Genomic DNA, 24,684 nt, shown 5'->3' on the forward strand with positions numbered 1-24,684 from the left:
ATCGATCAGAACTTCGAGCACGCGACCCTGCTTCCGCGCGGCCGCGATTGGCTGACCGGTCGCGACAACGAGCCTGAGTGGACCTTCGTCTGGCAAAAACTGATCGATCAGAACTTCGAGCGCGCGACCCTGCTTCCGCGCGGCCGCGATTGGCTGACCGGTCGCGACAACGAGCCTGAGTGGGCCTTCGTCTGGCAAAAACTGATCGATCAGAACTTCGAGCACGCGACCCTGCTTCCGCGCGGCCGCGATTGGCTGACCGGTCGCGACAACGAGCCTGAGTGGGCCTTCGTCTGGCAAAAACTGATCGATCAGAACTTCGAGCACGCGACCCTGCTTCCGCGCGGCCGCGATTGGCTGACCGGTCGCGACAACGAGCCTGACTGGTCCTACGTCTGGCGAAAACTGATCGATCAGAACTTCGAGCACGCGACCCTGCTTCCGCGCGGCCGCGATTGGCTGACTGGTCGCGACAACGAGCCCGAGTGGAACTATGTATGGCAAAAACTGATCGATCAGAACTTCGAGCACGCGACCCTGCTTCCGCGCGGCCGCGATTGGCTGACCGGTCGCGACAACGAGCCTGAGTGGGCCTTCGTCTGGCAAAAACTGATCGATCAGAACTTCGAGCGCGCGACCCTGCTTCCGCGCGGCCGCGATTGGCTGACCGGTCGCGAGAGCCAGCCGGGTTCGCACTTGGTTCGAAAGGTGGTGCGAGGCTAAGGGCAGGCTCGTTCACGACCTAGTTGAGCGTCCCGTGATGTCTGTTCATCGCCCTTCTCGGACCTTCCGACCGCCGCCAAAGACGTCGGCCTGCTGGGCTTGAGCGGATCTGCTTGTCGAGACTCGTGCGGGCCCGGAGCCAGGCGCGCGACCGACAAGTCAACCTCTGATGCGATGCGCCCAAAATCTGATTTTGCTCACCGCCTCAAGCACATCACCCTTGTCCAGTCCTCCCACGGAAAATATTCTACTTTCGTTTTTCAGAAAAGCATGATTGACTACGCGCATCCCGTCCCGCCATGAGGGGCGCTTCGCGATCGTCACGAGACGTGGGTGCGGGATGCGGTGGGTGCATTGGATCGCAGCGCGAGCAATCGTGCGGACGAACGAGCCCGATGCGCCGGCGAAATCGTAGGGTCCTGGCCTCCCGGTGCTGAGGCCAAGCGGACGGTGACGATGATCCGTTCGTGACGGGGGCAAGACAGCCGGTCCCCGGGGAGAGGACGTATAAGCCGCCCAACCATCGCGCGGGGAATGCCGGGATGTCTCGGCTGAACCTGTGGTTCCTGCCGCCAGCATTTTTTTCGCTGGCGGGCCATGGGGGCGGCCAGCTCCCGGCATTCCCTGCGCCCTCTTCGTCGATGAGGGCGAAACGACCCGCACAACTCGGACGCAGGGAGCGCCGCGAGGCCGAATGCCTGCGTTCCAGGAAGCACTCATCGCAGATGTCGGCGCCCGCAGCGTCGAGGCGGCGGAGAGACGATGGACGTCCCGCATGACAGCGCGCACAAACGCTGGGACTGTCGACCATTGGCCCGGTGGATTTCGGCGCCGAGTTGCCTCAGGCGTTCAGCCGATCGATGTGCACCTTGCCGGCCTTCATCACCAGCGGAATGTGATCGCCCTGGCCGAGCAGGCACGAGACGTCGCGCAGCGGATTGCCCTCGACCACGAGCAGGTCGGCGAAGGCGCCGGGCGCGATGCAGCCGAGCTTGCCCTGCATGCCCAGCACCTCGGCACCGATCACGGTCGCGCTGGCAATGACCTCGCGGGCACCGAGGATCTCGGCGCGGATCCGGAATTCATCGCTTTGCAGGCGCTGCGACGGCCCGAGGAGATCGCTGCCGAAACCCATCTTGACGCCGGCCTCCCGATAGATCGAGAGCGAACGCAAGCCGGCGTCGCGGACGTCCGCGATCTTGGCGACGCTCTCCGGCGGCAGGCCATATTGCGCGCCTTCATTGGCGAGCGCCTCATAGGTGACGAGGGTCGGGACGACGTAGACGTCCTTCTCCGCCATCAGCCGCGCCGTCGGAAGATCGACGAGATTGCCGTGCTCGATGGTGCGCACACCGCAATGGACCGCGCGGGCGATGGCTTCCGCCGTGTAGGCATGCGCCAGGACGTAGGTCTGCCGCGCGCGGGCCTCGGCGACGATGGCGCGGATCTCGTCCTCCGAATAGCCGAACGCGCCGACCGGATCGGTCGGCGAGGCCACGCCGCCGGACGCCATGATCTTGATCTGGTCGGCGCCCATCTGCAGCTCCTCGCGCACCGCCTTGCGCACGGCATCGACGCCGTCGGCCACGCGGGCCAGCGCGCCGACGCGCACGCAGCACGGACAAGGCGCATTGTCGGAGAGGAAATCCGTCCGCGCCCGCATGTCGCCATGGCCGCCGGTCTGGCTGAGCGCACGGCCGGAGACGAACAGCCGCGGGCCCTCGGTGAGGCCGGTGTCGACGGCCTGCTTCAGCGGATAGCCGGCGCCGCCGGCGTCACGCACCGTCGTAAAGCCCCGCCGCAGCATGCCCTTGAGCAGCAGCGCCGAGCGCAGGGTCACCAGCACGTTCGGCATCTGCACTTGCTGGGCAAGATTGAGCTCGACCGCGATCGCATGGACGTGCAGGTCGATCAGCCCCGGCATCAGCGTCTTGCCTTGGAGATCGATGGCCTGGTCGACGCTGGTCTGCAGCGGCTTGTCAGACACCTCCTTGATCAGATGGTCCTCGACCAGCACGTGATGGCCTTCGAGCAGCTCCGGCTGCAGCGGGTCGAGCAGAGCGGCGTTCTTGAACAGGATGGTCGACATCAAGGTGTCCTCGATCGGAGCGAAGCGTGCGTCAGCGGGCGGAACGGGCCGACGATGACGGTGTTCTCCCCTATCCTGTCCTGCGGCCTCGAGCCAGCCCGGGACGGAATACCTGTCTTCTCAGCCGATCGACATCAGGCTGGCATTGCCGCCGGCGGCCGCGGTGTTGGTGGAGAGGCTGACCTCGGTGACCAGCCGGTCGAGATCGTAGCAGCCGTCGCTGGCGCGCGGCGTGACGAGCGGGACGATCGGTCCGGGGCGCGTGGCGAGGTCGCGGCCGAGCGCGATCAATTCATCCGCCGCGCCATCGGAAAGCACGGCCTGCAGATCGCGGAGAGCCCGCCAGCTGTCGACGATCCGCAGGCGGCCGCGCAGCCGGCTGGTGAGCGGTCCCAACACGGCAGCAGCGGGATTCGCGCGTTCGACGAACGCGTCGTTGCCGGTCATCAGAATGACGCCGATCTGGACCAGCAACGCCTGCTCGCTTCTCGCCAGTGCAGCGACGACGCCGCGCGCGGTGATGCGATAGATGTTCTGTTCGCCAACGGGTCCTGGCAACTCGATCTCGAGCCCGGCCAGCACCTGGGGCCCATGCGCCTCGCACGCCAGCGCCGCCGCGGCATGTCCGCTGGCCCGCAACCACTCGATATAGGAGCGCGTGACCGCGTCGGGCCGCGGCGCCATGAGCCGCTGGCGCGGCGGCATCGCGAACAGCCGGCGCAGATACAGCGGCCCGCCGGCCTTCGGCCCGGTCCCCGACAGGCCGGAGCCGCCGAACGGCTGCACGCCGACGACGGCGCCGATGACGTTGCGGTTGATGTAGATGTTGCCGGCCGCGCTGTGGCTCGAGGCGCGGGCAATCGTCTCCGTGATCCGCGAATGGATGCCGAAGGTCAGGCCATAACCGGTGAGGTTGATCGCATCGACGAGGTCAACGAGCTGTTCGCGGCGGTAGCGCAGGACGTGGAGGACCGGGCCGAACACCTCGCGCTCGACATCGAAGATGTTGCTGATTTCGATGATGGTCGGCGCGACGAACGTGCCGTGCGCCGCCTGCGGTGGCAGCGGCAGCCGCTCCACGGCATGGCCGCGCGCCTGCATCGTGGCGACATGCGCATCGAGCGTGTCGCGGGCCTCGCCGCTGATGACCGGGCCGACATCGACCGACAACGACGCGGGATTGCCGAGTTCAAGCTCGCGCAGCGCGCCGCGCAGCATCGACAGGATGCGGTCGGCGACGTCCGCCTGCAGGCAGAGGATGCGCAGCGCCGAACAGCGCTGGCCAGCGGAGTCGAAGGCGGAAGCGATGATATCGCCGACAACCTGCTCGGCGAGCGCCGAGGAATCCACGATCAGCGCGTTCTGGCCGCCGGTCTCGGCAATCAGCGGCACGGGCTGTCCATGGACGGTGAGGCGCTCGGCAAGCTGTTTCTGGATCAGCCGCGCGACGTCGGTCGATCCCGTGAACATCACGCCCTGCACGCTGTGATCGCCGACCAGCGCGGCGCCGACGCGGCCATCGCCGGGCAGCAATTGCAGGACATCCGCGGGCACGCCCGCCTCGTTGATGATGCGAACCGCTTGGGCGGCGATCAGCGGCGTCTCCTCGGCAGGTTTCGCCAGCACGGGATTGCCGGCCGCGAGCGCGGCCGCGACCTGGCCGGTGAAGATCGCGAGCGGAAAATTCCACGGGCTGATGCAGACCAGGGGACCAAGCGGCTTGGGCATCTCGCCCTCGGCGAGAGCTTCGATCTCGCTCGCATAATAGCGCAGGAAATCGACGGCTTCGCGCACCTCGCCGACGGCGTTCGCAAAGGTCTTGCCGGCCTCGCGGACGATCAAGCCGATGAGGACGAGGCGACGCGCCTCCATCGTTTCGGCCGCAGCACGCAGGCATGCGGCGCGCACGTGCGGGCTGGTCGCGGCCCAGGCCGGCGCGGCGTTCGCCGCACGCGACAGCGCCGCCTCGATCTCGGCAGGCGCGGCTTCCCTGGCCGCGCCGACGACGTCACGGCGATCGGCGGGATTGCGAATGAGGCGCGCGCCTTCGCTGGTCGTCGCTCCGGGCGCCGCAGCCGTCCAATCGAGGCTCGCGCTCGTGACCAGACCTTCGCCGAGACGCGCCAGCGCGCGCTGATCGGAGAGATCGAATCCGGCCGAGTTCACGCGGCCCGGGCCAAACAGCTCAGGCGGACGCCTGATCTTGTCGTGCGGCGCGCCCGGGCGTTCCGACGCGCGAACAACCGCGACGGGGTCCGCGATCAGATCGTCGACGGACACGGCGGGATCGGCGATGCGATTGACGAAGGAGGTGTTGGCGCCGTTCTCCAGCAGCCGCCGCACCAGATAGGCCAGCAGCGTCTCATGCGAGCCGACCGGCGCGTAGATGCGGCACGGGCGTCCGAGCCGTGCGGGTCCGACAACCTCCTCGTAGAGCGGCTCGCCCATGCCGTGCAGGCACTGGAATTCATACTGGCCGCGCTCGTAATTGGGACCGGCCATCTCCACGATCGATGCCAGCGTGCGCGCATTATGCGTCGCGAACTGCGGGAACACGGCGTCGGGCGCGGCCAGCAGTTTGCGGGCGCAGGCGAGGTACGACACATCGGTATGGGGCTTGCGCGTGAAGACCGGAAAGTCCTGGAGACCATCGACCTGCGCGCGCTTGATCTCGCTGTCCCAATAGGCGCCCTTGACGAGGCGCACCATCAGCCGGCGCTGCGTGCGCCGCGCGAGGTCGATGAGCCAATCGACCACAAAGGCGCAGCGCTTCTGATAGGCCTGGATGACGAAGCCGATGCCGTTCCAGCTGGCGAGGTCCGGATCGATGCAGAGCGCCTCGAGCAGATCGAGCGACAAATCCAGACGATCGGCTTCCTCGGCGTCGATGTTGAGGCCGATGTCGTAGCGCTGCGCCAGCACGACCAGTTGCTTCAGTCGCGGCAGCAGCTCGCTCATGACGCGGTCGCGCTTGATGCTGAGGTAACGCGGATGCAGCGCCGAGAGCTTGATCGAGATGCCTGGCCCGTCGTAGATGCCGGCGCCGGCCGCATGCCTCCCGATCGCGTGGATCGCCATCTCATAGGCGGCGAAATAGCGCGCGGCGTCGCCCGCCGTCGTCGCCGCCTCGCCCAGCATATCGTAGGAATAGCGGAAACCCTGCGCTTCCCACCGCCGGCCGTTCGACAGCGCCTCATCGATGGTTTGCCCTGCCACGAACTGCTCGCCCAGCAGGCGCATGGCGAGCGTCACGCCCCTGCGGATGATCGGCTCGCCGCCGCGGGCAATGAGCCGCGTCAATGCCGACGCCAGGCTGTCCTCGCTCGCGGCGGCCGTCAGCGTGCCGGTGACGATGAGGCCCCAGGTCGCGGCGTTCACCAGCAGCGACGGGCTGTGCCCGATATGGGCGCGCCAATCGCCGGTCGCGATCTTGTCGCGGATCAGCGCATCGCGCGTCGCCGTGTCCGGGATCCGCAGCAGCGCCTCGGCCAGGCACATCAGGGCCACGCCCTCCTGGCTCGACAGCGAGTATTCTTGGATCAGTCCCTCGACACCGCCGGATTGCGCCTTGCCGCGCAGACGCAGCACGAGATCGCGCGCCAGCTCGGCGGCCCGCGCCGACGACGACTCCGGGAGCGCGGCGAGATCGAGCAGCGGCGCGATGCAGTCCGGCTCGGCGCGGCGATAGGCCGAGGTGATCGCGGCGCGCAGCCCGCTCTGGCGCTGGACCTGGGCATCGAACGCGGCGAACGGTCGTGGCGACGACTGCGACATGACCCGTCTCCTCTGAAGCGATCCTCGTCCCTCAGCGCGCGTGCACGGGACCTGAGAGCAAGGGGCGAGCGACGGATCGCGCTACCGCCCGATCAGCTGATCGGCGTAGTAGCCGATGGTCTTGCGGTAGATCACCGCCCTGTTCCACTCGCGCATGGCATCGAAATTCGCCGAGCCCTCGTCATAGGGCGCGCCCATCTTGAAGCCGTTGCTGTGCAGCAGGTTGGCGGTCGAGGCCAGCACGTCGGCGGTGGAGTGGCGCAGGTCGACGCGGCCGTCGCCGTCGAAGTCGACGCCGTATTTGATGTAGGACGACGGCAGGAACTGGGTCTGGCCGATCTCGCCGGCGAAGGCGCCCACGAGGTCGCGCAGAGTGAGATCGCCGCGCTGGACGATCTTCAGCGCCGCCAGCAGCTCGCCCTGGAACAGCTCGGTGCGGCGGCAATCATGCGCGAGCGTCGCCAAGGTGCGGATCACCGGCAGCTTGCCCATGTCGCCCTTGCCGAAATCGGTCTCCAGCCCCCAGATCGCGACCAGGATCTGGCGCGGCACGCCATATTGCTGCTCGATGCGCGACAGCAGCGCCGCGTGCCGCTGCAGCATGGCGCGGCCGCCATTGATCCGGCCCGCCCCGACGCGGGTCGAGACGTACTGCTCGAAGCTCTTGTTGAAGGTGTAGCGCTGGCGGCGGTCGAAGGCGAGCACGGCCGGATCGAGCGTCACGCCCGACAAGGCCTGGCTGATGGTGCCGCCCGAGACGCCGGCGCTCTGCGCCTCCGACGAGAAGCTTGCGATGAAGGTGTTGAAGTCGCCGCCGCAGCGCGCGGCCAGGGCAGGAGAGGCAAATGAGAGGATCGCAACAACTACGAGGGATCGGACAACGAGCATGAGAAGAAAGGTCCCTGCATGAAAGCGTGATGAGGACAGGCGGCGCCAAGCGCCGTCACCATGCCCGATTTGGCGGCGGCAGGCCAGCCGGCAGGGATCGCCCCCGATCTGCATTGCGCCTTCGCCTCCTTTGAACGCAACGCGGCCTCCCCGCCACATATGCAAGGCGCGTCTTCGTCGAGGTCGCGTTCCTTGCGCGCGCTGATCGAGCGCCCTCTGCACGCCACACGCGCTAGCCCGCTTCGCCCGCCTTTGCCTGGAGAGGTTCCCCATGAGAATGACGTTCCGACTCGGCGCACTGACGCAGCTCGCGCTGTTCGCGGCTCTGCTCTGTCACACGCTGGCGCCTGCAGCCGCCCAGCCCGGCGACATCGCGGGAGCCAGGGATTATCCCGGCATCGGCCGTTTCGCCGGCAGCGTGATCACCGGCTATGTCGCCAAGGATTTCGATGCGGCGCGCATGCAGGCGGCGCCGTTCAAGGATGGCAAGGCGACCGACGAGCGGCGCCTGGAAGGCCGCATCGTCAGAATCGCCTATCGCACCGCGCCCGGTCCCTCGATCCTCGAAGTGTCGCGCAATTTCGAGAACCAGCTCGCCAAGGCCGGCTTCGAGCCGCTCCTCGCCTGCGATACCGATGGCTGCGGCGCCATCCCGTTCACCGAAGCGATCGACGCGCTGCCGGTGCCGCAGATGTGGGTCGACGGCTTCGATTATCGCTATGTCGCCGGCCACAAGGCGGCAGGCGGACGCGAGACCTATGCCAGCGTGCTGGTCAGCCAGAACAACCAGCAGATCTACGCCCAGCTCACCATCGCCGAGCTCGGCGCGATGGAGAACAAGATGGTGAGCGCCGCCGAGATGGCGAAGGGCCTCGGCGACAAGGGCCACATCGCGCTCTACGGCATCTATTTCGATACCGACAAGGCGACGATGAAGCCGGAGAGCCGGCCGACGCTGGAGCAGATCGCGCAGTTGCTCGCCGGCCAGCCGCAGCTCAGCGTCTTCATCGTCGGCCACACCGACAATCAGGGCAGCTACGACTACAATCTCGATCTGTCGCGGCGGCGCGCCGAGGCGGTCGCCGCCGAGCTGGCGCGGAGCTATCGCATCGCGCCGGCGCGGCTGCGCACCGCGGGCGTCGGCCTGCTCGCTCCGGTTGGCAGCAACGCGACCGATGCAGGCCGCGCGCTCAACCGGCGCGTCGAGCTGGTGGCGCCCTGAGACGGCGCGCAACCCGCTTGATCCTCGTCAAGACAGTGCCATCGTGGCTCCCTAAGCTCCGCGGCCAAACTGGAGACGACGCCATGATCGGAATTACGTTGACCGCCGACCAGATTCGCTCGGCGCCCCCGGAGGTGCGGCGCTGGATCGAGCACCAGGTGCTGTCGGGACTCGGGCTCGGGCCGGAGGCCCCCTCGGCACCGCCCGCCCTGCCGGAGCCGGGCGCGCACCTCGTGGCGTGCTCGGCCGACGATGCGGCCAAGATCCTGGCGCAGATCCAGGGCGTGCTGCCGGCCGTGAACGTGTTCTTCGAGTTCGGCCGCCCGGGCATCGCACTCGGCCAGCCGCCGGTGATGATGTTCCGCCTGATCGACATCCTGCATCATACGCGGCTGCAGAACATCGGCCAGGTGATGGCCTCGCTGGACATGATCAACAAGGCGCTGATCGAGACGAGGCACGATCCGTCTGTGCGGTTCTGCGGCTTCGATCCCGAGGGCCATTGCCTGATCGCGCCGGAGACCCAGCGCGCGATCGCCAGCGTCTGGCAGAGCGTGATCGCCAAGCAGCATGGCATCGCCGAGGGCGAGGCGGCGTGAGGTCATCGGCGCGCGGCCTGCCTGGCGCGCCATCGTCCCGAAACGGCGCGCCGCGATGGCGCGTCAGCCATGTCCCTGCCGGACGGCTTCGGCCTTGAGCCCATTGCGGCCGGTGCTACCATGTCGAGGTCGTTCACGATCCGCGGGAGATCGCCGATGCCGCCAGGCCAGCGACGACGCAGACTGCTTCAGATCCCACTGTTCCGCCTGCTCGCGATCAACCTCGCGCTCGGCCTCGGCATGGCCGTGGTGCTGGTCGGCGGCCTGCTGGCGCTCGACCCTTTCGGCCTGCGCCACCTGATCTTCTCCGATCGCTCGCCCGGCGTCGCCATCGGCCTGCTGCTCGGCTCGTTCTTCGTCACCTTCGGCTCGACCGCGATGGGCACCGCGATCATGGCGCTCGGCCGCGGCGACGATGACGACGAGCCGCGCGGCGGCACAAGGGTGCATGCGCGGGTGAAGGTGCGGAGGCGATAAGCTTGAAATCTCTGCCGCAATGGAGGTGCGCTGCCCTCCCCGCAAGGGGGAGGGGAGCGCACCGCCGTTGTGGCGACATGGCAAGCGTCCGTCCGCCCTCACCAATGCCCCTTCCGCCTGTTCCAGGCGAACAGCACATCGGCGAACCGGTCGTAGCCGAACCGCGTCAGTGGCCGCACCAGACGGTTGCCGAACAGCTTGGCGAGCCAGCCCTCGCCGGGCGTCAGCGCCCACAACAAGAGCGCGACGTCGGCGCCGGTGATCAACTGCCCCTCCTCGTCGGTCGCGTGCAGGCGGCGGCGGACGGCGTCGACATCGGCGCCGAATGCGGCGAGCGCCTCCGGCTCTTCATTGATGTCCCTGAACGCGACCCGCCCCGACCTGACCAGCGCCAGCAGCTTGTTGCGTTGCCAGTCGATGCCGGCGTCGCAGACCGGGCAGCGCGTGTTGTACCAGACGGTGAGTTGGGGCATCGACATGTCGGGAATTCGCCGCGGGTTCGGGGCCGCGATGAACGCATTGTCATCCGGCAAATTCGAGGAGTTTTCGAGAGGACGCGGCCGTGCCCGGCCACTCCTCCGATTCCACGAAAATCATATGACGGAAACGTCAAATTCGGACAGCGGATAAGCATTTTCCTGCATTGACCGGACCGGCCCCGCCGCCGTAGACCGCCGATCATGGCAAAGAAACCCGGCACCAATCCCAAAGGCGAATTCGCCTTCTTCAACGTCACCTATGAGGACGGCTCGCAGCGCTCCAACCGGCGGGTGCCGGCCGAGCTGCTCGGCGGCCTCGACGGCGACGAGCCGGCCCGCGGCTTCATCATGGAGCAGGACCGCGACATCGCCGAAAAGTCCGGCCGCCCGCCGCTGGCGATCAAGTCGCTGGAGCGGGTCGGCGCGAAGAAGAAGTAGCGAAAGCCCCGCTGCCGTAGGGTGGGCAAAGCGCGCAGCGCGTGCCCACCATCAGGTGCCTGCCGCGAAACGCGGTGGGCACGGCACGCGATACCTGCGCCAGCCCCAACACCGTGCAGGCGCCTTTGCCCACCCTACGGCAGGGCGCTATGCGGCTTGCTTCTGTCGCTCCGGCAACAGCACGCTTTCCCGGGTGTCCATCTCCTGCGGCCGATTGATCAGGCTGACCAGCGTGTAGCTGATGATCAGCAGCAGGAACCACGAGCCGAGCTTGGTGACCGACACCATGGCCCAGCCTTGGGCCTGCGCCGGATAGATCCAGGTGCGCGACAGCGTGCCGATATTCTCCGACAGCCAGATGAACAGCGACACCAGGATCAGCCCGAGCAGCAGCGGCATCGAGCGGTGCACGCGCCAGACCTTGAAGTGGACGGTCGCCGGCGCAAACAGCAGCGCGGCCCAGCCGAACAGCACGAGCCTCAGATCGAGCCTGTAATGGTCGGTGAAGAAGTTGAGATAGATCGCAGCGCTCAGCCCGACCAGCCAGCGCCGCGACGGATGGCCGGTGAAGCGGAAATCGAACAGCCGCCAGACGCGGCAGAGATAGCTGCCGATGCAGGAATACATGAAGCCGGAGAACAGCGGCACGCCACCCAGGCGGATCAGGCTCGGCTCGGGATAGATCCACGAGCCGGTCGCGGTCTTGAACAGCTCCATCGCTGTCCCGACAAGGTGATAGACCAGGATGACCTTGGCCTCCTCAAAGGTCTCGAGTTTTGCCGCGAGTAGCGCGGCCTGGACGGCGAGCATGCAGAGGAAGAGAAAGTCGTACCGGGCCAGCGGCGCATCGGCCGGATAGAACCGCCATGTCACAAGCATCAATGCCAGCGCGATGCCGCCGAACAGGCAGGCCCAGCCCTGCTTCACGCCGAAGCGACTGAATTCATAGAGGAAGGCAGTCCACGGCGTTTCGGCCGCACGCGCCGCGAGGCGGGCCTCCGCGGCGATGAAGCGGCGCAGGGGCGGCCAGATGGCGGCGGCACTGGACTGCGCTGCGGCCGATGAAACCTCGTTGTCGTGCATGGGAGTCCGCGTCCGGTGAGACGCCAATCCCTAGCAGTCGATCGCCCAACGCCGTCTGCGCAAAGTTCAGCCTCTTGCGGCAAGGGCACGGACATCTGCGGACAAGAGGCCTTGTCGGCCCCCGTCACCTCGACGCCACCTTCCAAACCTTCCTGCAACCTCCCCACCGCCGCGCGATGCAGTGCCCTCGCCCCGTGTGGGAGAGGGCAGCGCTGGCGGAGCCGCGGGCTCGGTTGGGTGAGGGGTTCTGTCCGCGAGCGCAACTCGGGGAGATAGACCCCTCACCCGACCGAGGTCGTTGCACTGTCCTACATGCCCTCTCCCACAAGGGGCGAGGGCGCAGTCACCGCCGCTGCGCCTGCGGCACAATCGTTTGGCTTCCCGCTTCTCGATGACTGTTTCTTGTTAGGTCTGTCGACCGCGGCAATAGGTCTGCCACATCTCGCGATAGGCCGCTTCGACGGCTCTGGTGTAGATAGCCGGACCACAGCGTGCGGCGATGAGGTCGGGAAGCTGGTGACGGATCATCCTGAGCCGGTCCGGCGTCGACCGCAAAGCGATGTCCACATACTCATCATCGGTCGTGGCGACCCAGTCGGCCATGCCGATCGCCGTCAGGATCGCGCCGCCGGCCCGGCTGCACATCCCGTTGCCGAGCTTCGACACGACCGGCACGCCCATGTGCAGGGCTTCCCAGGCGGAGACGCCGCCGCCATTGGGAAATGGATCGAGCCAGATGTCGATGAGCCGGTGGGCGGCGAGATGCTCGTCGCGGGAGGTCGGTCCGATCAGGCCGATGCGATCCGGCGCGATGCCGCGCGCGGCGAAGTCGGCCAGCAGCCTGGCCTGAATCGCAGCATCGCCGAGCAGATAATCCTTGACCAGCAACCGGGCACTGACGTCGGCGCGCAGGATGCGGGCCCAGACGTCGAGGACGGCGCTCGATAATCGGTTCGCCCTGGTAAACGCGCCATAGGTCACATGGCCGTTGGACGTCACGGGCGCCTCGAGGCTGCGCAGCCCCGCCGGCGGCGGCTCGATGATGATCAGGCACGGCAGATCATAGACCTGCTCCGTGAACAGGTGACGCACCTCGAGCGGCGCCATGACCGGATCGCCGAACAGGTAGTCCATCGTCGCCAAGCCCGTGCCGGTCGCATGGCCCCAGGCGGTGACCTGGATGGGGGCCGGCTTGCGCGCGAAGGTGGCCAGCCGATTGCCGCGGGAGTGTCCGGACAGGTCGACGAGAATGTCGACCCGGTCGGACCGGATGCAATCCGTGAGCTGATCGTCGGACCATTGCATCACGTCGTGCCATCGATCAGCAGCCGCCCGGAACGTCTCGGTGATCTCGTCCTGGACCGGTGAGTTCGAATAGCAGATCACCCCGACCTGCGATTTGTCGTGGTTCTGCAGCACGGGCCGGATCGTGCGGGCGGCGGAATGCTCCTTGAAGTCGCCCGACACATATCCCACGACGATCCGTCGGTGAGGGTCAAGATCATTGGTATGATCAGGCGGATGCCTCTCTGCGATCCTGGATCCGATCCGGCGCCACCACTCCGATCGGACGGCCTGGTGCTCCGCATAGCCGACATCGCAGAAATCCAACGAGAAGATGCGGTTCGCCAGTGCGACTTCGTCGGCCGGGTCGATCGCGAGCGCCCGATCGAAAAGTGCGACAGCCGCCTCTGCATCGCCCATCAGCGCATGACATTGACCGATCTGGCTCAGCGCTTTCGCGGAGTTCGGCTCGATCGTAACGGCACGCTGGCAGGCCTCCAGCGCCTCGCTCACCCGCTTGTTGAGCATCAGGACGTTGGCGCGGCCGAGCCAGCCCAGGGTGAATTGCGGATCGAGCGCGATCACCCGGTCGAAATCAGCGAGCGCGTCGTCGTTACGCTTGAGCTGGAGGAACGTCTCGCCGCGATTGATCAGCGCCGTGGTGTCGTCGGGCGCAAGGGCCAGCGCCCGGTTGAATTCGGCGATCGCCTCATCGGATCGACGCAGATCCTTGAACGCGCAGCCTCGATTGATGATGGCGGCCAGATGCGTGGGTTTCGCCGCGAGAAGCTGGTCGTAGCATGCGATCGCATCGGCGAACCGGCCGAGATAGTGCAGCGCTTCGCCCTTGTTCATCAACACGTCGAGGTGCTGCGGATTGATCCGGAGGGCGTTGTCGAAACTGACGACCGCCTCCGCGAAGCGCTGGAGGCGCGACAACAGCTTGCCGCGTTCCAGCTGCGCCTCGAAGAAATCCGGTTTCAAGGCCAGGAGATCGTCGAAGCAGGTCAGCGCTTCGTCGTCGCGCTGGAGCGCGGACAGGACGACGGCCCGCGCATATCTCGCCGCAACGTTTTGCGGGTCTGCCAGCACCGCCCGCTTCAGAAGGCGCTCCGCCGCCTCTGAATTGTTGCTCTGGTGCTCGGACAGTCCAAACATATAGAGCGCGCCGAAATGGTTCGGCCGCTTCTTGAGGATTTTCTTGTAGCCGGCCTGAGCCTTGGCCAGATCGCCGGAGCGGTGAAACGCACTCGCCCGGGCGAACAGGTCGGCGATCTCATCGCCTTTCCGCAAGGCTGGCTGCATGCTGAAAACGTCCAGGGATCAGCCGCCATCGCCAAGTTCTGTCACGACGGGGCAGAGTGCCGGAATGCAGGCGTCATTCGGTCGCCCGCCGAACCTTCGATGACAAGCGTAAACAATTCATTAACCATGTTTTCTGCGGGAATTTGCTGGGTGAATGCCGTCATTGGTCCTTCCGCAGCGCGTCACGTCCATCGCCGTCAGAGTACCAACTTAATGCGTACGGTGGGCGAAGCGCCGCCGAAGGCGGCGCGTGCCCACAATTGGCCGCCTGCCGCGGTAGGCACGGCGCACGACACCGTCGCCAATCTCGACACCGTGCACGTGCCTTTGCCCACCCTACGCATCACCGTCGCCGCCAGGGTTTGCAAAACGCGCTGGGCGAGTCACCATTCCGGCCATGAGCATGACAACTTACATCCGGGTCCGATGGCTCCACGATTTCGAAGATGAGCCTGTTGATCTCTGGAGCGAACTCGATGGCGAGCGCTTCGAAACGCGAAAGCTGGAGATCTTTCGGGACGGCAGCATAGGCTTCGCAAGCGCAACCGAGGCGACTGATCGGACGCGGCTCGGACAGATCGCCGTTCCTCCCATCGACGAGATCGCGCAGAATCCTCAATTCGGGGCGGAAGAGGTTTCGAAGGAAGCGTTCGAGCGCCGTTGGAGTGCCAGGCACTCTTGTTAGACCCGGCCAAAAAGATCGCTCGCAGGTCAGTGGAGCTTTTGAGCCTCGAACAAAAACGGCGGACCTTTCGGTCCGCCGTCGTGTTCTGATGGATTGCCGGGTCAAGCCCGGCAATGACGACTGATGCAGTGTTTAGTTGTCCAGGAACGACCGCAGCTTGCGCGACCGCGACGGATGCTTCAGCTTGCGCAGCGCCTTGGCTTCGATCTGGCGGATGCGCTCTCTGGTCACCGAGAACTGCTGGCCGACCTCTTCCAGCGTGTGGTCGGTGTTCATGCCGATGCCGAAGCGCATGCGGAGCACGCGCTCCTCGCGCGGCGTCAAAGAGGCCAGCACCCGCGTCGTGGTTTCGCGCAGGTTCGACTGGATGGCGGCGTCGATCGGCAGGATGGCGTTCTTGTCCTCGATGAAGTCGCCGAGGTGGCTATCCTCCTCGTCGCCGACGGGGGTTTCAAGCGAGAGCGGCTCCTTGGCGATCTTGAGGACCTTGCGCACCTTCTCCAGGGGCATGCCGAGCTTCTCGGCGAGCTCCTCCGGGGTCGGCTCGCGGCCGATCTCGTTCAGCATCTGGCGCGAGGTGCGGACGATCTTGTTGATCGTCTCGATCATATGCACGGGGATGCGGATGGTGCGGGCCTGGTCGGCGATCGAGCGGGTGATCGCCTGCCGGATCCACCAGGTGGCGTAGGTCGAGAACTTGTAGCCGCGGCGGTACTCGAACTTGTCGACCGCCTTCATCAGGCCGATGTTGCCTTCCTGGATCAGGTCGAGGAACTGCAGGCCGCGGTTGGTGTACTTCTTGGCGATCGAGATCACGAGACGGAGGTTGGCTTCCACCATCTCCTTCTTGGCCTGACGGGCCTCGCGCTCGCCCTTCTGCACCGAATGCACGATCTTGCGGAATTCGCCGATCTCGAGACCGGTGAGCGCGGCCATCGCCTGCACCTCCTGGCGCAGGTCCTTGATGCGGTCCTTCTCGTAATGGACGAAGTTCTTCCAGCCTTTTGCGGAGAGCTTGGAGACGCGGTTGAGCCAGCGCGGATCGAGCTCGGAGCCCTGGTAGTTGCGCAGGAAGTCCTCGCGCGCGACGCCGTGAGAATCAGCAAGCCGCATCAGCCGGCTCTCGAACGAGACCAGCTTCTTGTTGATGTCGTAGAGCTGCTCGACGAGGCTGTCGATGCGGGCCTGGTTGAGGCGCAGCGACTTCACCTCGACGATGATCTCGTCCTTGAGCTTCTTGTACTTGCGCTCCTGCGAAGGCGACAGCGACTCGCTCTGCAGCTGGTTGGCGATGTCCTGCTCCTGCAGGCGGCGCAGCTTCTTGTACTCGGACGCGATCTTGTCGAAGGTCTCGACCACCTTCGGCTTCAGCTCGGCCTCGATGGCGGCGAGCGACATCTGGTTCTCGAACTCGTCGTCGTCCATGTCGGCTTCGGCCGCCGCCTCGCCGGGATCCTTCTCCTCGGCGGGCGCGCCGTTCGGTGCGGCCCGGAACGGAGTCGGCTGCTGCGGCGCGGCCGGCGGCGCGACCGCGGCCTGGACGTCGCCGCCCTCGGCCGGAGCGCCCTCGCCATTCACGGGCGCGGCGATCTGCGGATTCATACCGCCCTTGGCTTCCGGGCCGGCATAAGTGGCTTCGAGATCGATGATGTCGCGAAGGAAGATCTTGCCTTCGTTGAGCTCGTCGCGCCAGATAATGATGGCCTGGAAGGTCAGCGGGCTCTCGCAGAGCCCTGCGATCATCGCCTCGCGGCCGGCCTCAATGCGCTTGGCGATCGCGATCTCGCCCTCGCGCGACAAGAGCTCGACGGTGCCCATCTCGCGCAGATACATGCGCACGGGATCATCGGTGCGCTCGCCGGGCTCCGACTTCTTGACCTCGGTGACGGCCTTCTGGGTGATCTCGACGAGCTCGTTGTCGGTCTCGTCCTCGCCGTCGTCCTTCTCGTCGGACTCGTCGGCCTCCTCGGCCTCGGTCACGTTGATGCCCATGTCTGATAGCATCGACATGATGTCTTCGATCTGTTCCGGCGAGGTGGTGTCGGAAGGCAGGACCTCGTTGAGCTGATCAAAGGTCACGAAGCCGCGCTTCTTGGCCTGCTTGATCATCTTCTTGACGGCGGCGTCCGACAGGTCGAGCAACGGCGAAGGCGCATCGGCGGCGTCCTTCTCAGGAGCGTCCGCGGCCTTGTCGTCCTTTTCCTTGTCCTTCACCTGCAGCGTCTTTGCCTTCGTGGCCATTCATTGCTCCCGAAACGCGCCCGCTCCGCCCGTGGCATCTTCGCCCTTGGCATCGCGGCGCCCGCCTGCTCTACTCAAACTGTTCTCGACGCGGAAAGGGCGGCGCACATTCAACGTCGCCACCCCCTGAAGTCCGTCGCTCGTGTCGTCCTACGCTGGTGTCGTCCCGTTTTCGGACCGGCGCGCGTTTCTTGCAAAAGCGATACCGGTTTTGCAATCGAATCCGGCGCCCAACATGCAGGCGCGGTGTCCGACAGCGAAACCAACCCATCTGCTGCAGAAAATGCCCCGGACCTCTTAAACTTCGATTAACCCTGTTTTTGCAGCCAAACCATGGATTTGGCGAGTCTTTTCGCGCGGACCTGAGACCGCGCAAGCGGACCGGGTCGAAATGTGCTCAGTTCGCGACAGGGCGCCGGGCATCCGGTCTACACGTTGCGGTTGGTGCGACCGGACAGTTCCCCGAAGCCTTCGATCAGCGCTTCGGTGCCGTCCATCTCGGCCATCCTGGCCTTCACGTCCCTCAACCAGCCCATGTTCGGCTCGCTCGGCTCCTCGCCCAAGGCAAGCTCGGCATCCTTCAATTCCCTAAGTAAGGAGTGCCATTGCCGATGCAAGGCAACGAGCTGGTGCCAGGTCGCAAGAACGTCATCGCGCGCCGCGCCGGGCTTCGCCGCCCACACCGCAGCGGTCGTGATTGCCCGCTCAACCCGTTGAAGAAGCTCGGAAAAGCCTGACTTCTCCAGGTCGGCCCGCATCTTCTCGGCCTGCTCGTCCGGGTCCGGCGAATGGTGGTGGTCGTGGGCGAAGGCCGCGATGATGGCGGCGCGGAGCTTATGCGCCTCGGGATGGGCCAGTTCGAGGGCTGCGACCTCCTCGAGGTGGTCGTGCAGGATCCAGGGGTGGTTGATCAGGCACTGCAGGATCAGCGCCTCCCGGCGCGAGATCGCCGAGCGCTGGCCGCGCATGATCGGGCTCATGGCGAGCTGGGGGCTCGCCGCCTGGTAGGGTCCGCGGGCCATCGCGGGTCCTGTGGATGGCGCGCCGCCGCGGCGGCCGCCCCCTGTGGATAACCGCCCCGGCTGTCCGGAACCGGGACTGCGGGGGCCAAACCGCCGTCCTGATTCGGCACCGTAGCCGCGGCCAAAGCCCCGGCCGCCGTCCGGCGCGAACGCCCGGTACAGCCGGTCGCTGAGATCCTGCTTGTAGTAGCGCCGTACCACCTCGTCGGCGATGCCGCCGGTGAGCTGACCGATCCGCGCCTCCAGCGCGGCGCGGCGCTCCGGGGTGTTGAAGCTGCCGCCCTCGATCTCGCGCGACCAGATCACCTCGGCGAGAGGTTTTGCGACCTTGAGCACCTCCTCGACCGCGCCGCGGCCGCCGGAGCGGACGAGATCGTCGGGATCCTGTCCCTCCGGCAGCAGCGCGAAGCGGAGACTCTTGCCGGGCTTGAGATGCGGCAAAGCAAGGTCCGCGGCACGATAGGCTGCCTTTTGGCCGGCGCGGTCGCCGTCGAAGCAGAGGATCGGTTCGTCCACCATCTTCCAGATCAACGAAAGCTGGCTCTCGGTCAGTGCGGTGCCGAGCGGCGCCACGGCGCCGGCAAAGCCGGCCGCCACCAGCGCGATAACGTCGACATAGCCCTCGACCACGATCATCGGCGCGCCGTTATGCGCGGCCTGACGAGCGCTCGGCAGGTTGTAGAGGTTGTCGCCCTTGTGGAAGAGCGGCGTCTCCGGCGAGTTCAGGTATTTCGCCGGCACGTCCTTCTGCAGCGCGCGGCCGCCGAAGGCGATGACGCGTCCACGGAGATCGGTGATCGGAAACATCACGCGGTCGCGGAAGCGGTCGTACGGCACGGGAATGTCGTCGCCGCCGACCAGCAATCCCGCCTCGACCATGTCGGCCACCGGCACGCCCTGGGCGCCAAGATATTCCTTCAAGCCGAACCGATCCGGCGGCGCGTAGCCAAGCCGGAATTGGAGCTGCGTCTGCGGCAGGATCGCGCGATCGGCAAGATAGCCACGGGCGCGCGCGCCATGACGGGACGCCAGCGTGTCAGAAAAGAACTTCGCCGTCAGCTCCATCACGTCATACAGCGTCTTGCGCTGCCGCTCCTGGCGCGCCGCGTCGGGCGTCACCGCGGGCAAGGCCAGGCCGGCGATCCCCGCCAGCCGCTCGACCGCCTCAGGGAACGAGCAGCCCTCAGTCTCCATCACGAAGTCGAAGATGTTGCCATGCTTGCCGGAGGAGAAGTCGTGATAAAAACCCTTCTGGTCGTTGACGTAGAAGGACGGCGTCTTCTCCTGCTGGAACGGCGACAGCCCCTTCCACTCCCGCCCCGCCTTCTTGAGCTTCACGCGCTTGCCGACGACGTCCGAGACCGGAAGCCGGGCGCGCAGCTCATCGAGAAATTCCGGCGTGAAGCGAGCCATGGGTGAGGCGGTGGTCCTGTGTTGATGGACTTACGCATATAGGCACCCGTGTACGAAATGTGAACTTCCTCGCCCTTGTCCGGGCTATTCACAGGCCCTGCTCTCTCCTTCAGTCATTCCGGGGCGACCGCAGGGCGCGCCGCGGAATGACGGGAGGAGAGAGGGGGATCAAGGCGCCAGAAAGCGCCCCGAGGCGATGCGGGCGGCCTCGTCGACCGGCCAGTTGTAGACATAGGTCCAGGCCTCGCGGGCCGAGCCGTCGGCCAGCGTCACGTGGAGGCGCTGGCGCAGGTACTCGGTCGGCTGCGCGAAGCCTTCGCCGCAGGCCTCATACATGTCGAACTCGCGCAGCATCGGCTCGGGCTGGCGCAGCCGGAACAGCTCGCCATGGACGAGATCGGCCGCGTCATCGGACAGCACCAGGCCGGGATAATGCTGGATGCGGTACAACCGGCCGCGGCAGCTTGCCTCGGCGACGAAATCGGCATTGGCCGACAACAGCCGCGCCATCGGGTGGTCGAAGCCGCGCATCAGCGTGCCGTAGACGAACAGCAGATCGGTGGTCATGGCCCGTCTATAGCGGCGATCGCGGCTGATGCGAAGCGGCCGGCCGCGCCCTTCTCTGCTCAGGCGGCCGCGATCTCATCGCTGACGACGTAGAATTTGGTCAGGGTCATCAGGCCGAACGAGGTCGACAGCGCGACGTCGGCGGCGTCCCGTCCGGTCGCCATCAGGATACGGCCGATGCGGGGCACGTTGTGGCGGGCATCGAACGTGTACCACCGGCCCGAGAGATAGACCTCGAACCAGCCCGAGAAATCCATCGGGACCGGGTCCGGCGGCACGCCGATGTCGCCGAGATAGCCGGTGCAATAGCGCGCCGGAATGCCCATGCAGCGGCAGAAGGTCAAAGCGAGGTGGGCGAAGTCGCGGCAGACGCCGGCACGCTGCTGATAGACGTCGTGCGCCGACTTCATGGCGTGGGCGTGCTCATAGCCGAACGTGACGTGGTTATGCACGAAGTCGCAGATCGCCTGCACGCGCGCCCATCCCGCCGGCGCGCTGCCGAACAACGACCACGCGACCTCGGCCAGCTTGTCGGTCTCGCAATAGCGGCTCGGCATCAGATACAGCAGAAGCTCATCGGGCAGCTGCTCGATCGACAGTTGCTGGGCGCCGGGATCGATCGCGTCCGGCCGCCCGCTGTCGCGGACGATGGCGCTGCCGTGGAAGGTGACCCCGCCGGCCGGCGCCACCAGCCGCCCACAGAGATTGCCGAAGCTGTCGTTGTAGAATTTGATCGGCACCTTCGGCTCGGTCGTGATCGTCTCGGTGCCGACGATGTCGGGAAAGCGCGACGGATGGATCGACAGCATGATCACCATCGGCGTTGCCGCCGGAGCCGCATAGGCGATCTCAAATCCAACCTTGATCAGCATGAAGGCTCCTTCGCCCCGTTCGGGCGGCACGATGCGCCAGCCTCATCCGGCCCGGACCGTAGGCCCATTGCGAACTTCTGTCTTGTGAATGATCGCCAGAATCAGCATCGTTTGGGCGACCATCATGATGTCCGCCGGCCCAATCCTCATCTGTCTGCCCAATCCGAGATCGGTCTGCCGCTTCATGAAGCAACGAGAGGCAGCATGACCGTGTCCGGCACGAGCAACACTCATCGACTCCTTCAGCCAGACGAAGTTCCACCCGTGCTCGAGCGCAACGCCGATGGGGCGTCGGCCTTGTTCTTCACGTGCGATCACTATGGCCGCCTGCTGCCGCGCGCACTCGGCGATCTCGGCCTGCACGAAAGCGAACTGGAGCGGCACATCGCCTGGGACATCGGCATCGCCGGCGTGGCGGAGGCCGTGTCGCGCGCGCTCGATGCGCATCTGATCGCGCAGCGCTATTCGCGGCTGGTGATCGACTGCAACCGCTCGCCGAAGGCGCCGAACGCGATTCCGATGATCAGCGAGCGCACCACGATCCCCGGCAATGAGGGCCTGACGCATGAGGACGCCGAGCTGCGGCGGCGCGCCATCTTCGATCCCTATCACGACCGCATCACCGCGGTGCTCGATGCGCGCAAGGCCGCGGGGCGGCCGACCATTCTCGTCTCGCTGCACAGCTTCACGCCCGTCTATGCCGGCATCGGGCGGCCCTGGCACATCGGCACGCTGTATCAGCACGACCGTGTGCTGCCGCCGCTGCTGTTGAAGGCGCTGCGGGCCGAGCCCGATCTCGTGGTGGGCGACAATCAGCCCTATGCGGTCGGCGACGGCACCGACTACACCATCCCCGTGCATGGCGAGGCGCGCGGGCTGATCAATTCCGGCATCGAGATTCGTCAGAACGAAATCGCCGAGCCCGAGGGCCAGCAGCGCTGGGCCGAGCGGCTGATCCGCATTCTCGGCGAGATCGAGGCCGAGCTGCGCAGCAAAGGCCTCGCGTAGCCTGCTACTCCGTCATGTCGGAGGCGTCGTGATGCGACAGCAATCCGGCAAGCCGCCACAGAGCTGTGCGCAGATCCTCGTGGCTTGGCAGGCCGAGCGCGAGCCTTACCGCGTTCGGTGAATGACCGTGCGCCACTGCAAAGGCGCTCGCCGGGGTGATCGCGATGCCGGCACGGGCTGCTGCGGCCGTCAAGGCTTCGGCGCGCCAGCCCTCCGGCAGATGCAGCCAGACATGGTAGGAGCGCGGATCGGCCTCGATGTGATGGCCGGCGAGGCACTCGGCGACGATCGCCTGGCGCACCAGCGCATCGGCGCGCTTGCGCCTGGTGATCTCGGCCGCCGTGCCATCGGCGAGCAGCCCCATGCCGGCGGCCAGCGCCAGCGACGTCACCGACCAGGCCCCGGTGCGCACCGTGGCGGCGAATTTTTCGCGCATGCTTGCCGGCACGTAGAGAAAGCCGACGGCAATGCCCGGCGCGAGCCGCTTGGCAAGGCTGTCGACCACGACGACACGCTCCTCGGCCTGCGTCGCCAGCGAGACCTGATCGCTGAGGAAGCCGTAGACCAGATCCTCGATGATCATCAGCTCGTGCTTGCGCACCAGACGCACGATCTCCTCGCGCCTCGCCTCGCTCATCGTCAGGCCGAGCGGATTCTGCATCACCGGCTGGATGTAGATCGCGTTGAGCGCGCTGCTGCGATGCGCCTTGGTCAGCGCCTCCGGACGGATGCCCTCGCCGTCCATCGCGAGCGGCACCAGGGTCACGCCGAGCCGCGCCGCGATGCCCTTGATCATCGGATAGGTTACGGCCTCGACGCCGAGCCGGCCGCCGACCGGCACCAGCGCCGAGATTGCCGCGGCCAGCGACTGCCGCCCGCTCCCGGCGAAGACGAAATTCTCCGCGCGCGGGCGCCAGCGCTCGCTGGCGAAGAAGGCCGCGGCGGTGCGCCCGGCCTCGGCCAGCCGACGCTGCGTGATCGGCGCCAGCACCGGCGCCAGCTTCTCCGGCCGCTGCCACGCGGCCAGCGACTTCGCGATCAGGGCCGCCTGATCCGGCAGGGTCGGAAAATTGAATTCGAGATCGATGCGGCCGTCGAACGGCTCCAGCCGCAGCGAGGGTGGTACCGGCACCGCCTCACCCGCGACGAAGGTGCCGCGCCCGACCTCGCCCACGACCAGGCCCCTGCGCAATAATTCGGCATAGACGCGGGCTGCCGTGGATGCGGCAATTCCCCGCTCATAGGCGAACTGGCGCTGCGGCGGCAGCCGGTCACCGGCCTTCAGCCTGCCGTTGGCGATGTCCTCGGCGATGTCGTCGACCAGGGCCGTATACGAAGCATTCATGCTATATTGTACCGAGAGCAATGTTTCGATTGCACCGAGATATGTATGGCGCGATTGCTCTTCGAACAACGCAATTGAAGAGCAATAGGTGACTCATGGCATATTCCCTGGCGCAGCGTTGGGCAACTCCGCAAGTTGCCCACGGAAAGAGCAATTTGCTCGGGGTGCCGCAACTCTGGCTGCAGCGCCTGTTCTGGCGGTCCGAACTGGCAATGCTGGATCGCGACCAGATGCGCGACTGCGGCCTTGATCCGGCGATCGTCCAGGAAGAGGCCAACAAGCCGTTCTGGCGCGACTGACAACGACGTCGAGGAGGACACCGAAATGCCGACGCTTCCGTTCCATCAAGTCGACGTGTTCTCCAAGGTGGCCTTCAAGGGCAACCCGCTTGCCGTGATCGCCGAGGCCGACGGCCTTGACGATACGGCGATGCGGGCGATCGCCAACTGGACCAACCTGTCCGAGACCACCTTCCTGTCGCGTGCCCAGGATCCGGGCGCTGATTATCGCGTGCGCATCTTCACCCCGCAGCGCGAGCTGCCTTTTGCAGGCCATCCGACGCTCGGCTCGTGCCACGTATGGCTCGCGCTCGGCGGCCGGCCGAAGGGCGAACACGTGGTGCAGGAATGCGGCGCGGGCCTCGTGCGCATCAGGCGCGACGGAGAGCGGCTCGCCTTCGCAGCCCCGCCGCTCAGGCGCTCCGGCCAAGTCGATGCCGAACTGACCAGCAGGATCGCAGCAGCGCTCGGCATCCAATCGAGCGCGATGCGCGCCGTGCAGTGGGTCGACAACGGCCCGGGCTGGATCGGCGTGCTCCTCGACTCGCGCCGCGCGCTGCTCGACATCCGCTTCAATCCGGCGGCGCTGCCGCAACAGCCGATCGGCGTGGTCGCGCCATGGGATCGAGCGCAGGATGGCACGGATGCCGACTATGAGGTCCGCGGCTTCATGTGGGGCGGCGGCGAGGACCCGGTGACGGGCAGCCTCAATGCAAGCTTGGCGCAATGGCTGATCGGAGCCGGAATTGCTCCGAAGCAATATGTTGCGTCCCAGGGCACCGTGCTCGGCCGCGCCGGCCGCGTCCATGTCGCGCAAGACGGCGACACGATCTGGATCGGCGGCGACGTCGCGCCGGTGATGAAGGGGACGATCAGCCTGTAACGCCGGCGG

General features: G+C 66.4%; 21 protein-coding genes. 9 read left to right on the forward strand and 12 right to left on the reverse strand.

The window, feature by feature from the left end:
• The coding region (locus ACQR2C_RS24525; RefSeq protein ID WP_434882311.1) for a hypothetical protein at window positions 1-723 on the forward strand (723 nt) is incomplete at its 5' end.
• Between the two features lie 841 nt (window positions 724-1,564).
• Here ACQR2C_RS24525 and ACQR2C_RS24530 read toward each other — a convergent pair.
• From ACQR2C_RS24530 to ACQR2C_RS24540, 3 genes are all read right to left on the reverse strand, one after another.
• On the reverse strand, window positions 1,565-2,812 hold the full coding sequence (locus ACQR2C_RS24530; protein WP_434882312.1) for an amidohydrolase family protein: 1,248 nt from the start codon (window positions 2,810-2,812) through the stop codon (window positions 1,565-1,567).
• 120 nt (window positions 2,813-2,932) lie between these two features.
• Complete coding sequence (gene putA, locus ACQR2C_RS24535; RefSeq protein WP_434882313.1) at window positions 2,933-6,586, reverse strand: trifunctional transcriptional regulator/proline dehydrogenase/L-glutamate gamma-semialdehyde dehydrogenase; 3,654 nt, start codon at window positions 6,584-6,586, stop codon at window positions 2,933-2,935.
• Window positions 6,587-6,667: 81 nt separating this feature from the next.
• Window positions 6,668-7,474 (reverse strand): lytic murein transglycosylase, encoded by an 807-nt coding sequence (locus ACQR2C_RS24540; protein ID WP_434882314.1) that lies wholly within the window; start codon window positions 7,472-7,474, stop codon window positions 6,668-6,670.
• Between the two features lie 277 nt (window positions 7,475-7,751).
• On the opposite strand from ACQR2C_RS24540, the gene ACQR2C_RS24545 reads away from it, so the two are divergent.
• From ACQR2C_RS24545 to ACQR2C_RS24555, 3 genes are all read left to right on the forward strand, one after another.
• Complete coding sequence (locus tag ACQR2C_RS24545) at window positions 7,752-8,696, forward strand: OmpA family protein (RefSeq protein ID WP_434882368.1); 945 nt, start codon at window positions 7,752-7,754, stop codon at window positions 8,694-8,696.
• A gap of 83 nt (window positions 8,697-8,779) precedes the next feature.
• The gene (locus ACQR2C_RS24550; RefSeq protein WP_315802665.1) at window positions 8,780-9,295 is read left to right on the forward strand and encodes a hypothetical protein; all 516 of its coding nucleotides are present in this window, start codon (window positions 8,780-8,782) and stop codon (window positions 9,293-9,295) included.
• A gap of 156 nt (window positions 9,296-9,451) precedes the next feature.
• Window positions 9,452-9,772 (forward strand): hypothetical protein, encoded by a 321-nt coding sequence (locus ACQR2C_RS24555; RefSeq protein WP_316217906.1) that lies wholly within the window; start codon window positions 9,452-9,454, stop codon window positions 9,770-9,772.
• A gap of 98 nt (window positions 9,773-9,870) precedes the next feature.
• Here the strand turns inward: ACQR2C_RS24555 and ACQR2C_RS24560 are convergent, their stop codons facing one another.
• Window positions 9,871-10,245, reverse strand: coding sequence for a thiol-disulfide oxidoreductase DCC family protein (locus ACQR2C_RS24560; RefSeq protein ID WP_315802867.1), 375 nt, complete (start codon window positions 10,243-10,245; stop codon window positions 9,871-9,873).
• Window positions 10,246-10,452: 207 nt separating this feature from the next.
• Between ACQR2C_RS24560 and ACQR2C_RS24565 the strand changes: the two genes are divergently transcribed.
• Window positions 10,453-10,689, forward strand: coding sequence for a hypothetical protein (locus ACQR2C_RS24565; protein WP_316217907.1), 237 nt, complete (start codon window positions 10,453-10,455; stop codon window positions 10,687-10,689).
• A 147-nt stretch (window positions 10,690-10,836) separates the two neighbouring features.
• Here the strand turns inward: ACQR2C_RS24565 and ACQR2C_RS24570 are convergent, their stop codons facing one another.
• The 3 genes from ACQR2C_RS24570 to ACQR2C_RS24580 form a co-directional block, all read right to left on the reverse strand.
• On the reverse strand, window positions 10,837-11,772 hold the full coding sequence (locus ACQR2C_RS24570) for a DUF817 domain-containing protein (protein WP_434846761.1): 936 nt from the start codon (window positions 11,770-11,772) through the stop codon (window positions 10,837-10,839).
• Window positions 11,773-12,177: 405 nt separating this feature from the next.
• On the reverse strand, window positions 12,178-14,361 hold the full coding sequence (locus ACQR2C_RS24575; RefSeq protein ID WP_434882315.1) for a tetratricopeptide repeat protein: 2,184 nt from the start codon (window positions 14,359-14,361) through the stop codon (window positions 12,178-12,180).
• Between the two features lie 41 nt (window positions 14,362-14,402).
• On the reverse strand, window positions 14,403-14,525 hold the full coding sequence (locus tag ACQR2C_RS24580; protein ID WP_315802661.1) for a hypothetical protein: 123 nt from the start codon (window positions 14,523-14,525) through the stop codon (window positions 14,403-14,405).
• Between the two features lie 233 nt (window positions 14,526-14,758).
• Between ACQR2C_RS24580 and ACQR2C_RS24585 the strand changes: the two genes are divergently transcribed.
• A complete protein-coding gene (locus ACQR2C_RS24585) occupies window positions 14,759-15,046 on the forward strand; it encodes a DUF6881 domain-containing protein (protein WP_434846764.1) in 288 nt (95 codons plus the stop codon).
• Window positions 15,047-15,178: 132 nt separating this feature from the next.
• Here ACQR2C_RS24585 and rpoD read toward each other — a convergent pair whose 3' ends face one another.
• From rpoD to ACQR2C_RS24605, 4 genes are all read right to left on the reverse strand, one after another.
• Window positions 15,179-17,287 (reverse strand): RNA polymerase sigma factor RpoD, encoded by a 2,109-nt coding sequence (gene rpoD, locus ACQR2C_RS24590; protein WP_315802660.1) that lies wholly within the window; start codon window positions 17,285-17,287, stop codon window positions 15,179-15,181.
• A 428-nt stretch (window positions 17,288-17,715) separates the two neighbouring features.
• Window positions 17,716-19,722: a DNA primase gene (gene dnaG, locus ACQR2C_RS24595; RefSeq protein ID WP_434882316.1), complete on the reverse strand. Its 2,007-nt coding sequence runs from the start codon at window positions 19,720-19,722 to the stop codon at window positions 17,716-17,718.
• A 168-nt stretch (window positions 19,723-19,890) separates the two neighbouring features.
• Window positions 19,891-20,289, reverse strand: a complete 399-nt coding sequence (locus tag ACQR2C_RS24600) for a gamma-glutamylcyclotransferase family protein (protein WP_434882317.1) — start codon at window positions 20,287-20,289, stop codon at window positions 19,891-19,893.
• 59 nt (window positions 20,290-20,348) lie between these two features.
• A complete protein-coding gene (locus ACQR2C_RS24605) occupies window positions 20,349-21,161 on the reverse strand; it encodes a transglutaminase-like domain-containing protein (RefSeq protein ID WP_434839603.1) in 813 nt (270 codons plus the stop codon).
• A 204-nt stretch (window positions 21,162-21,365) separates the two neighbouring features.
• On the opposite strand from ACQR2C_RS24605, the gene ACQR2C_RS24610 reads away from it, so the two are divergent.
• Window positions 21,366-22,169 (forward strand): N-formylglutamate amidohydrolase, encoded by an 804-nt coding sequence (locus ACQR2C_RS24610; protein ID WP_434882318.1) that lies wholly within the window; start codon window positions 21,366-21,368, stop codon window positions 22,167-22,169.
• A 4-nt stretch (window positions 22,170-22,173) separates the two neighbouring features.
• Here the strand turns inward: ACQR2C_RS24610 and ACQR2C_RS24615 are convergent, their stop codons facing one another.
• Window positions 22,174-23,583, reverse strand: coding sequence for a PLP-dependent aminotransferase family protein (locus tag ACQR2C_RS24615; protein ID WP_316217913.1), 1,410 nt, complete (start codon window positions 23,581-23,583; stop codon window positions 22,174-22,176).
• Between the two features lie 26 nt (window positions 23,584-23,609).
• Here ACQR2C_RS24615 and ACQR2C_RS24620 point away from each other — a divergent pair, with 26 nt between their 5' ends.
• Together ACQR2C_RS24620 and ACQR2C_RS24625 are read left to right on the forward strand one after the other, a co-directional pair.
• Complete coding sequence (locus tag ACQR2C_RS24620) at window positions 23,610-23,813, forward strand: hypothetical protein (protein ID WP_315802654.1); 204 nt, start codon at window positions 23,610-23,612, stop codon at window positions 23,811-23,813.
• 25 nt (window positions 23,814-23,838) lie between these two features.
• Window positions 23,839-24,675, forward strand: a complete 837-nt coding sequence (locus tag ACQR2C_RS24625) for a PhzF family phenazine biosynthesis protein (protein ID WP_316217914.1) — start codon at window positions 23,839-23,841, stop codon at window positions 24,673-24,675.
• Window positions 24,676-24,684 lie beyond the last annotated feature (9 nt).

The organism is Bradyrhizobium sp. HKCCYLRH3061 (genome assembly GCF_051168015.1).
Classification (GTDB): Bacteria; Pseudomonadota; Alphaproteobacteria; order Rhizobiales; family Xanthobacteraceae; genus Bradyrhizobium.